The following is an 11,179-nucleotide window of genomic DNA, read 5'->3' as shown; positions in this document are numbered from 1 at the left end:
AGATACGCACAGTTCAGACTTTCTAATACTAGTCGCAGGTTATTTTCCAGCAATAACAAAAAATACCTTATTCAGTAACAAAAAAGGCCACATTACCAATAAGCCCTTCAGAATCATCGAGTTAAACAGGCATAAAAAATAACATTTAAGCGCATTTAAAATGCCATAGACGTTTTAACTATGATTTAAAGCCCAGCTAGCAGCCACTGCGTATCCGATTTAGCTAAATAACTCTACAATGCTTTGAAAGACCGCCAATAATTCAGTAAGCCCTGTATGCACTCAACTATTTTTGACAGCCCTTTTTTCAAACCCCCACTGCGCTGGCTCTCCCGTAAGTTTTTTAAACTGAAAGGCTGGCAGCTGGACTTTTCAGCTATTGAAGGTGTAGATAAAGGGGTACTGATTGGCGCACCTCATACCAGTAATTGGGACCTTCCCTATGCGCTGATGCTAGGCTTCAGTCAGGACATGCCTATTTACTGGATGGGTAAGGTTCAGATTTTTAAATTCCCTTTCCGGCAGCTGATGATGTGGATGGGAGGCATCCCGATCGATCGATCAAAATCACTTAATGTGGTTGCCCAGGCGGCATCTCAGTTTAACGATGCAGAGCATCTTTATCTGGTTATTGCACCTGAAGGAACTCGTTCTCAGGTTGATGAGTGGAAGACCGGTTTTTACCATATCGCCCATCAGGCCGATGTTCCAATATTGACGGCCTATATAGATTGGAAAACTCGCCGGGCGGGTATCTACCGCAGTTTTATTACCTGCGGTGATGCCGAAAAGGATATAGCTGAAATCAAATCCCTTTATGGCGACCTACTACTGCGCCACAAAGGTAATAAGTATTAAGCAGCCATAAAATGGTTTCCGGGGATTTAAAAACGCGAAAAGTCCGGTTCCCGCTTTTGCATAAACGCCTGTAGAGCTTCCATCGCTTCTGCTGATTTCAGGCGGGCAGCAAACTGCTCCACTTCCGCTAATAGAACTTCCTGTAATTGGGACTGAGTAATATTGCGTATCATCGCTTTACTCTGCCGCACTGCATCGGGGGCCAAGGCGGCCAGCTTGCCCGCTTCCAATATCGACAGGTCCTGCAAACTATTGTGCATCACCACACGGTTTATTATCCCCAGGTCGCTGGCGGTAGCAGCACTAAAGGACTCTCCCATCACTAACAGCTCAAATGCCCTTCGGTGCCCTACCAACTGCGGCAAGATCAGACTCGCTCCGCCTTCCGGCACCAATCCCAGACGGGCAAAAGGTAGCTGAAAACTGGCTTGATCACTGGCAATAACCAGATCACAATGGAGCAACATAGTGACCCCAATCCCGACGGCTACACCTGGCACAACCGCCACAATGGGCTTAGCCAGTGATGAGATAGTTTGCAGAAACTGCAACGGAGCCTGTACTGCATTAGGGGAATTAATAGCGCCAATAAAATCACCAATATCATTACCCGAACAGAAGCTGTCACCGGTAGACCCCAGCAAAATAACTCTAACCTCCGGATTAGCGTCAGCATCCTTTAATGCCTGGGTTAAGCCTTCATACATCGCCATCGTCAGGGCATTTTTCTTATCCGGACGATTCAGTAAAATCTGACAAATCCGATCCCGGGTTGTGACATTTAGATGCTCGCTCACAATTTACTCCTATGTTATTTAATTATCAGGGTAGCTCAGGGCGATAATATTCAGGCAGCAGGTCCTGTATCACTTCGCTGTTCTGCGCCCAGCTATGACAACTGTTAACCATCAACGAGGCCCCCAGCTTCATCACTTCAAGATCACTGTTTGGCCAAACCGCCTGAATCGCAGTAGTCGCGATTACGGGCAGCAACTCATTCAAGTGGGTACATCCACGAAACCCACCGGTTAGCGCTTTACATTCCCGGTGCCAACCTGGGCCTATGCGGGTTCCTTCAAGCTGGCCAAATGACTCAGTAATTCTAGCGCAGGTAGGAAAAGGGGAAGCCTCAATAAAAGCCTCCACTCTGTGAATCAGCAACCGCTGATCCAAGGTGATCCGCAGCCCCAGATCATGAAAAGCCTCGCCAGCGGGGACTTCCCCCCCTCGGGGTAGCGGCACAGTCTCTGCTTTTATGTCGGTCATTCGCGCTTCGACATCCCACAAACCGTCGTCACGAAGGTATGCACAACATTCGACTGAACGCTGGTGTTGTAACTTTCGCGGTGCAGGTTTAGACAGGGAACTGAACTCTGTCATAACGGTTTACCCAGCCAACAGAGGCTCAAACTGACTTCTCACTACGGAGCATGCGACGAAGCACTTTCCCCACATTGGATTTAGGTAATTCATCGGTAAACTCAACAATTTTTGGCACTTTATAGGGCGTTAGACGCTCCTTACACCAAGCACGAATCTCTTGGGTACTGACCTCCCCCTTAGCCACAATAAAGAGTTTCACTACCTCGCCGCTGTGGGGATCAGGCTCACCAATTGCAGCACATTCGACTACTTCAGGGTGCAGGGTAACAATATCTTCAATTTCATTAGGGTAGACGTTAAAACCGGATACATTGATCATATCTTTGGCCCGGTCAACGATGCGCAGATAACCATCTATTTCCTGTACAGCGATATCCCCGGTAATAAAATAACCATCATCAGTAAAACAGCTGGCGGTGGCTTTTTCTCTCTGCCAGTAACCCAACATCACTTGCGGGCCTTTAACGCAAAGTTCACCATGCTCACCTACTGGCAATGCTTGGCCATCAGCACCAATAATCTTCACATCGGTTTCTGCAACAGGAGGCCCGATCGTACCTACCCTTATATTTTTCGGTGGGTTCATCGCGACGGCGGGTGAGGTTTCAGTCAGGCCATAAGCCTCCAGAACCTGACATCCGGTCAGTTTTTCCCAGGCGGTAGCCGCATCCAAAGTAAGGGCCATGCCTCCGGACAGCGTAACTTTTAGGTGGCTGAAATCGATTGCTGAACTGTCTTTATGATTACAGATCGCCACAAACAGGGTGTTCAATCCAATAAAAGCTGAGATCGAGTGCTGACGCAGCTCTTTGATAAATCCCGGAATATCCCTGGGATTAGCAATCAGAATATTGTTGCCCCCTAACTCCAACACCGCCATCGTAATAGTGAAAGCGTAAATATGGTATAGCGGCAACGGCGCAACCACCTTCTCCGCCCAGAACTCGTCAGCGCCGGAAATGAGTTTAACCCCCTGCAGAAAGTTCGACAGTAGGTTGGCATGGGTCAGCATTGCTCCCTTAGACACGCCGGTAGTACCACCGGTGTATTGAAGCACCGCGATATCAGCCGGTTTGGCTTTTATGAGCGTTGGCAGCTGACCTCTTTTCTGATTTATAACATCCCGTAGTTCGACCGCTTCGGGTAGGTTATAAGCTGGCTCCATTTTTTTCAGATACTTAACTACAGAATTGATTAGTATCCGTTTAAGGGGGGGATGTAGATCGGCAATCTGCGTGGTGAAAACATACTTAATACCGGTATTGGCAATTATCTTATCGACGTTGTGGGCAACCCCTTTGTAAACCACTAACGCCTTGGCACCGGAGTCATTAAATTGATTTTCCAGTTCTCTGGGGGTATAGAGTGGGTTGGTATTCACCACGATCAGTCCGGCTTTCAACGCACCAAACAGGGCAACCGGGTACTGATTCAAATTAGGCAGCTGAATAGCGATACGGTCGCCGGGTAGCAGATCCGTTTCCTGCTGAAGATATACAGCAAAAGCATCGGAAAGCTGATCAAGTTCTCCGTAGCTCATCTCGTTGCCAAAGCTAGTAAACGCCGGACGATCTGAATAGTCACTGACCATCCGCTTAAATGCATCGACCAGGTTTGTATAACCTCGGGGATTCAGGCTTTCTGGAATCGACCCGGCGCGTTCTTTTTGATCCATTTTCAGACCCTGTCAGCTATTATTGTTGTTATTAGTTCTTACATTTTTCTATGTAGAGCTCTACACCTAACCTGATCTCTTCAGCATAAGAGATCAGGCAAAAAAGTCTAATTAAATCAGAAACAAACATGATTTAATGCCGTTTTTGGCATCAACCAACAGGAAAGAGCGCTTCCAACCGGGTAGCCAGCATAATATCGCCTTCAGCGCGTATCCTGCCGCTCATAAAGGCTTGCATACCGTTAGTTTCACCACTTAAAACTTCACCGAAAGTCTGGTTATCCATCAACAAGACAACGCTGGGTTCGTCATGCTCTCCCTTTTCCAGAGCGCAGTTCCCTGCGGATATCGCTGCAAAATAAGTGTCACCTTCATCCAGCTTATACTGAAATACCGCATCTAAACCGTTAGCGGCTGAGCTACTAAAGCGTCCAACCATCTCCTCAAACATAGCCTGAGTATCTGACATCGTTGTCTCCATATTCTTTATTGCCGACGTCGATTCGGGGGAAATCAATCGTCGAAGTCTGTAATTTAAATTTAGCAGGCCGGAAACTGTAGCCCGACCTGCTGCGGTTCGAAGTAACTTCATAGTCTATTATTCAATGCTTATTCTTATCGCTGATTAGAAAGAGAACTCTGCTTCATCCATTTCTAGCAAATTATCTGCGCCAGAATCGATGGTTGCTTCCAGTGTCAGCGTACGGGGCAGGATGCGTTCAAAGTAGAATCGGGCGGTCTTTATTTTAGCGGCATAGAAAGCCCCATCACCCTCGCCCTCAGCCAGTTTTTCCTGCGCGGTTACAGCCATCCGAGCCCAAAGATATGCCATAGTGATATAGCCCGAATACATCAGATAATCCACCGATGCCGCGCCTACCTCTTCACGATTTTGCATCGCTTTCATACCGACACGCATGGTCAGATCAGCCCATTCCTGGTTTAAGCGAGCCAAAGGATTGATAAACCCTTGCATCGACTTATTCTCAGCCTGTGATTCACAGAATTTATGTATCACCTTAGTAAAGGATTTCAGAGACTCGCCTTGAGTCATCAGTACTTTTCGCCCTAGCAGATCGAGCGCCTGAATACCGGTTGTGCCTTCGTATAGCATGGAGATACGACTATCACGAACATTCTGTTCCATACCCCACTCACTGATATAACCATGGCCGCCAAAGATCTGTAGCCCCTGGTTAGCAGATTCAAAACCGGTTTCAGTCAGAAAGGCTTTAGCTATCGGAGTCAGGAAGGCTAATTGTGTTTCTGCTTCCTGACGCTCACTCTCATCGGAGGTCAAACCCGCCTTGTCCACTAACTGAGCACAGTAATAGATCAGTGCCCTGCCTCCCTCAGCAAAAGCTTTCTGGGTTAGCAACATACGCCGAACATCTGGATGCACAATAATAGGGTCCGCTGCCTTATCCGGACATGCAGGGCCATTTAAGGCGCGCATCTGCAAACGATCCCGGGCATAGGCCAGGGAATTCTGATACCCCCACTCGGTGTGTGCCAGTCCCTGCAAAGCGGTGCCAATACGCGCAGTATTCATAAAGGTGAACATACAGTTCAGACCCCTGTTCTGCTCGCCGATAAGGTAGCCGGTAGCCCCATCAAAGTTCATCACACAGGTAGCATTACCATGGATACCCATTTTATGTTCCAGGGCACCACAACTGAGGCTGTTCCGCTCACCAATATTGCCGCTATCCTCCGGGAGGAACTTAGGCACAATAAACAGAGAAATTCCTTTGGTACCTGCTGGAGCATCCGGTAGCCTGGCTAATACAATATGAACAATATTCTCAGCCATATCGTGCTCACCCGCGGAGATAAAGATCTTAGTGCCACTAACCTTATAGCTACCATCAACCTGAGGTTCTGCCTTAGTTCTCAACATCCCCAGATCGGTGCCACAGTGAGATTCTGTCAGACACATAGTGCCAGTCCACTCACCACTGATAAGTTTGGTCAGGTAGGTCTGCTTCTGATCATCGGTTCCATGGGCCTCAATGGTATTCATCGCCCCGTGACTCAGCCCCGGATACATACTCCATGACCAGTTGGCAGTACCTACCAGCTCGTTCAATATGATGCCGACCGATTCAGGTAACCCCTGGCCACCCCACTTAGGATCATGTGCCAGCGATGGCCAACCGCCCTCTACAAACTGTTGATAAGCTTCCTTAAATCCTTTTGGTGTTGTTACTTCGCCTTCATTCAGCTGACAACCTTCACGGTCACCTACTGAATTCAAAGGCGCCAGCACCCGCTCTGAAAATTTCGCACCCTCTTCCAGAATAGCGCTCAACATATCCGGAGTCGCTTCCTCACAGCCTGGCAGGCTCTTATAGTGCTGCTCACTCTCCAGCATCTCATCCAGTACAAACTGAATATCCCTCAGGGGCGCTTTATAATCTGGCATGCTTACACCTCGGTTGACCTGTAACGCTATCTGTATATGTAATACAGATATCTATTGTTATTAATATGATAGATCTAGGATCTATTAAGCGTCCGACTTAACCAATAACAAAAGCTTTCAACTTTACTGACACAAAAATCCAAAGCATACTAAAATTAAAACTTACCCATTAAAATCAATAAGATATAAAACAGCACGAAGTTTAGTTTTATTAACAAAAAAGCCCGCAAATGCGGGCTTTAATTGTAGACATAACCTTCCTTACTGCTTAAGGATAGGCACCAATCCTTCAGAGAACCCCGCGCGTAGAACTAAAATATCGCAGTCTAGCCGCGGCAAGATCCGCTCAGCGGTATTACCGAGTAACGCCCCTTTCAATCCGCCATGAGCCCGGGTCCCAATCACCACCAACCTGGCTTCAAGCTCGTCAGCTGCCTTAGGAATCCAGTGTTCTGCAGGCCCTTCTCCCACCGCTAAAGCCTCGGCACCCAACTTCAACTGAGACAACAGCAACTCCATTGCCCCCCGGGCCTGCTTCTCTATCAAAGCTGTAGACTGCGACTGAGGATCTGCACCCATCATTGGCGAGGGACAAGCGACCGCCCCGGCCAAACTAGAATCGGTCACCTGTGCTATCTGGGCCGCCACTTTCAGCAGATCATCGTTAAGTTGTTGCTGATGCTGATCTGTCGTCAGGGGATTCACCGCCGCCATTACAACGCCCTCATGCCAGAGATGATCATGCTTAACCATCAATACCGGACAGGGAAGATCTCGTAGAATCTGTCCATCCAATGAGGTCATAAAACCACTTTTACGAGGGTCACAGCTTTTTATCAGCAAACCAAAGCGCTGCTTAACCCAAAGCCTTTCAAGTAATTTCAGTAACTTAGACTTAGGCGTACAACGAAATGATGCTGTAATCCCCTCCGATTCCAGCTGAGTAGCCAGCTGACTGGCTTTCTCTGCATCATCACCTACCCAAACAATTTCAATCGAGCAGTTCAGACGGCTAGCAATTAATCGGCTGCGCTGCAGCGCCAGACAGGCTTGATCCTGTTGATCCATAACCAGCAATAGCTGTTTATTAAACAACATCATTTACCTCCAGGTCAGAGCTTATTGGCTGTTTAGACCCGGAAGCCGGGCCACAATTAAGAAGACATGCCAGAGCAGGAAGCAAAATCAGGGCACCCAACATATTCCACAGGAACATAAAGGTAAGCAAGATCCCCATATCAGCCTGAAATTTAATTGGCGAAAGCACCCAGAGCACTACTCCAATCGCCAAGGTCAGACCGGTAAAAGCAACCGATTTTCCAGTGGTTTCAAGGGTATTTAAATAGGCCTCTTTGAGGGGAAGCCCCTGCACCAGGTAGGTATTCATTTTAGAGTAGATATAGATACCGTAATCCACTCCGATACCGACCCCCAGAGCGATAACCGGAAGGGTGGCTACTTTCACACCGATTCCCATACTCGCCATCAGTGCCTGACAGAGTATCGAAGTCAGTGCCAGCGGCGCGATAATACAGACCAGAGTTTTCAAAGAACGGAAAGTCAATAAGCAGAGTAACCCCACAACCCCATATACCCATGCCAGCATTTGGTATTGAGCGGTTCCGATCACCTCATTAGTTGCCGCTTCAAATCCTGAATTACCGGCGGCCATTTCAAAGTTAATCTCTTCCGAATCGTTCGCTGCTGCAAACTGTTCAACCGCCGCAGTCAACCGCTCCAGCGTTGCCGCTTTGTGGTCATCCAGAAAGATTATCACCGGCAATAATGAGCAGGAGGGATTCATCAGTCCAGCAGGCACGTATGACAGCGACGCATTAATAACCAGCTGATTACGACTGACCGTACGCCACTTCAAACTACCTTCATTTAGCCCAGCGGTTACTCGTTTAGAAACATCGACTAACGATACACTCGACTGAACCCCCTCAATATTGGTCAGGTAATACTGAAACCGATCCACCAGCGCCAATGAAGCAAAACTGGAACACTGCTCTGCCTCTGTGGTAACCATCACCACGAAGATATCACTTGAAGTAGAGTAGTTCTCTGTGATGAAGCGATTATCGGTGTTATAGCGGGAGTCCTGCCGCAGCTCTGGAGCGCCCGTGTCCAGATCACCTATCTGCAGATTTTGCCCCTGATACAACCCACCCATTAACAGCAACAAAGCGACTGCAACCGCAAACAAAGCTCCCTTAGGCTGTGAAAACCAGGTCAACTTTCGCCAAAAGCTATTATGATTTTGCTCTGCCCGACGCGCCCGCTGAGTGGCATGATCACCAATCCCCACCAGCGACATAATCACTGGCAACAAAAACAGGTTCGTCAAAATAATCACAGCGACACCCAGAGAGGCGGCAATCGCCAAATCCTGAATCACTTGAATTTCAATAACGATAAGGGTGATAAAACCGAGACCATCCGACAAAAGCGCCGTTAATCCCGGAATATATAGCGCCCGAAAGGCCCGCCGGGCGGCAAGCCAGCTGTCAGCACCCCGGGCGCTTTCCTGCGCAATAGTATTAACAATCTGCACACCATGACTTACCGCGATTGCAAACACCAGAAATGGCACCAGCATAGAATACGGGTCCAACCCATAACCCAATAGTTTCAATAGCCCCAGCTGCCAGATAACCGCAATCACTGAACAACCCAGCGGTACCAAAGTACCCGTAATACTTCTCGAATAGAGATAGAGGAGAACCAGGGTAATTACCATCGCAATGCCGAAGAACACTGCAACCTGAGCTGCGCCTTCGATCAGGTCGCCGACAACTTTGGCAAAACCGGTGATATGAATACTGATGCTGTCTGAGGTGTATTTGTCCCGGATGAGGCTTTCAAGCTGCTGGGAAAGCTCCTGATAATTAAGTTTTTCACCGGTATCCGGGTGCTTATCAAACAGCGGCACCTGGACAATTGCCGAACGGAAATCATTCGCCACCAGGCGGCCTACCTGCCCAGAGCGCAATACATTAACCCGCACTTGCTCAAGCGTTTCTGAAGAACCATCGTATTCAGCCGGGATCACCGGGCCGCCAACAAACCCCTCTTCCGTTACTTCTGTCCAGCGTACATTAGGAGTCCAGATGGACTTCAATGCTGAACGATCTACACCGGGAATGAAGAACAGTTCATCGGTAATTTGTTGCAATGTTTGCTGAAACTCTGCGGTGAATATATCGCCTTCATTTACCGCTACGGCAACCCGAATACTGTTGCCCAAACCCGCAAGGTCATCACGGTTTTTTAAATAGTTCTCAACATAGGGATGAGAAGTGGGAATCATTTTAACGAAGCTGGCATCCGGGCGAATCTGCGTCGCCTGCCAGGCAAGAAAGAGCGTTATAAAGGAGAAAACCACCAGTACCAGAATGCGTCGATGAAACAGAAAACGTTCAGCAAATTCTTCGGAGGCTTTAATCGGCGCCAATAAGAGTTGAGATAGCTTATTCATTATCAGCCTCCAGGGTCCGCACTCCGCCTTCTCCCACTAGAACATACTTCCCCGGCAAGCCTGCTCCAGCACTGATGGACCGCCTACTGCCAGAATCTACCCGGGAGAACCGCTTTCCGTCTCGACTCTGAACCACTAAACCACCGTGTCCTAGCAAAACAAGCCTATCTTTACTCGCAACAGCACCAACCAGAGAGGCGCTAAAGCCTGTATCAATCGCTTGCCACTCCAAACCATCCACTGAACGATAAAGGTGCCCTCGCAACCCCATCAGATACAAGTTATCTTGATATTCGGTAATCGCGAATAAAGAGCCATCATAGGGAGAATCCAGACGCTCCCAATGCTCTCCCTGATCCACAGAGCGAAACAGTAGCCCTGCTTCGCCAATAATATACAGGTAGCCACGATGATCGGCGGTCATAGCGTTCAGATGAAAACTATCCGGATTATCAAGGCGATCTCCCCAATACTGCCAGCTTTCACCTGCGTCATCGGTTTTCAACAGCAGACCATAGCCGCCTAAAGCAAACCCCCGTTGATCATCTGCAAACCAAATATCCAACAGGGGTACAGAAGGCCCTTCTTCCAGAGCTGCAGCAGCATCGTCAGCCTGCCACTGTGCGGTGTCGAATTGCTCAGCAAGCTTTTCATTATCAGGCTCAGCATGCACCTGAGCTTCCAGTTCAGACACCCAGGCCTGTAATCTGGATAAACGCAGATGATTAATCTGATCACCATCCAACAATTTACGCCAGCTGACGCCACTATCTTCGGTTTTAGCCAAAAGCCCATCATGGCCCACCAGCCAACCATGTTGCTCATCGGTAAAAAAAATACTGGTTAGCATCACACTAAATGGAGTTTTAAGTTGTTGCCAGGTCAGCCCCTCGTCACCGGAACGAATAACTGTTCCCTGATCTCCAACGGCAATCAGCTGATCTCCAGCAATTGCAACATCCAGCAGCAATGTCTGATCAGCCCTAAAGGTTGTTAAAGCAGGAACACTCAGCCGGTCCGCAACTGAGACCATAGAAAAACTGGCTCCAAAAAGAGCTACAGCTAACAATAAACAGCGTATTACCGGTCGATTCTGAAGCATACTATTCCCAGTTATTATCATTATTCAGGAATTACGTTTCTTTCTGAATAACTAGCATGTCAGCCAGCCAGGTCGAAAGAAAGGTCAAAAAGGGTGTAAATCATTAACAAAAACGGTCAATGGCTCAATAGCAAATACTAGCAAGATTATTGACATTTTCTGCCAGCATCAGGAAACAAGCTTCCCAGATCAATACAATCACAGAAATTTTTCCTATCAAGATTGCTTTTCATCGACTGCCGGATGTAGAGTTAG

Annotated in this window: 9 protein-coding genes; 1 reads left to right on the top strand and 8 read right to left on the bottom strand. The window is 48.1% G+C overall.

The window, feature by feature from the left end:
* Positions 1-276 precede the first annotated feature (276 nt).
* Complete coding sequence (locus QZZ54_RS07855; protein ID WP_290701209.1) at positions 277-858, top strand: 1-acyl-sn-glycerol-3-phosphate acyltransferase; 582 nt, start codon at positions 277-279, stop codon at positions 856-858.
* A gap of 26 nt (positions 859-884) precedes the next feature.
* Here QZZ54_RS07855 and QZZ54_RS07850 read toward each other — a convergent pair whose 3' ends face one another.
* The 8 genes from QZZ54_RS07850 to QZZ54_RS07815 all read right to left on the bottom strand — a co-directional run bounded on the left by QZZ54_RS07850 (position 885) and on the right by QZZ54_RS07815 (position 10,924).
* On the bottom strand, positions 885-1,655 hold the full coding sequence (locus QZZ54_RS07850; RefSeq protein WP_290701206.1) for an enoyl-CoA hydratase-related protein: 771 nt from the start codon (positions 1,653-1,655) through the stop codon (positions 885-887).
* A 25-nt stretch (positions 1,656-1,680) separates the two neighbouring features.
* Positions 1,681-2,238 carry a DUF2889 domain-containing protein gene (locus tag QZZ54_RS07845; protein ID WP_290701203.1) on the bottom strand — a complete coding sequence of 186 codons (558 nt, stop codon included), beginning with the start codon at positions 2,236-2,238 and terminating at the stop codon, positions 1,681-1,683.
* A 25-nt stretch (positions 2,239-2,263) separates the two neighbouring features.
* Positions 2,264-3,916 carry an AMP-binding protein gene (locus QZZ54_RS07840; protein WP_290701200.1) on the bottom strand — a complete coding sequence of 551 codons (1,653 nt, stop codon included), beginning with the start codon at positions 3,914-3,916 and terminating at the stop codon, positions 2,264-2,266.
* Between the two features lie 151 nt (positions 3,917-4,067).
* Positions 4,068-4,385 carry an SCP2 sterol-binding domain-containing protein gene (locus QZZ54_RS07835; protein ID WP_290701197.1) on the bottom strand — a complete coding sequence of 106 codons (318 nt, stop codon included), beginning with the start codon at positions 4,383-4,385 and terminating at the stop codon, positions 4,068-4,070.
* A gap of 156 nt (positions 4,386-4,541) precedes the next feature.
* Positions 4,542-6,341 (bottom strand): acyl-CoA dehydrogenase C-terminal domain-containing protein, encoded by a 1,800-nt coding sequence (locus QZZ54_RS07830; RefSeq protein WP_290701194.1) that lies wholly within the window; start codon positions 6,339-6,341, stop codon positions 4,542-4,544.
* A gap of 261 nt (positions 6,342-6,602) precedes the next feature.
* Positions 6,603-7,442, bottom strand: a complete 840-nt coding sequence (locus tag QZZ54_RS07825) for a universal stress protein (protein ID WP_290701191.1) — start codon at positions 7,440-7,442, stop codon at positions 6,603-6,605.
* Positions 7,429-9,822: an MMPL family transporter gene (locus QZZ54_RS07820; RefSeq protein WP_290701188.1), complete on the bottom strand. Its 2,394-nt coding sequence runs from the start codon at positions 9,820-9,822 to the stop codon at positions 7,429-7,431. The genes QZZ54_RS07825 and QZZ54_RS07820 overlap by 14 nt, the downstream gene beginning before the upstream one ends.
* The gene (locus QZZ54_RS07815) at positions 9,815-10,924 is read right to left on the bottom strand and encodes a YCF48-related protein (protein WP_290701183.1); all 1,110 of its coding nucleotides are present in this window, start codon (positions 10,922-10,924) and stop codon (positions 9,815-9,817) included. The genes QZZ54_RS07820 and QZZ54_RS07815 overlap by 8 nt, the downstream gene beginning before the upstream one ends.
* Positions 10,925-11,179 lie beyond the last annotated feature (255 nt).

The sequence above is a fragment of the Amphritea sp. genome (assembly GCF_016744155.1).
Classification (GTDB): domain Bacteria; phylum Pseudomonadota; class Gammaproteobacteria; order Pseudomonadales; family Balneatricaceae; genus Amphritea.
The sequence above is the reverse complement of the archived record's forward strand: the minus strand, read 5'-3'. Positions and strand labels throughout refer to the sequence as shown.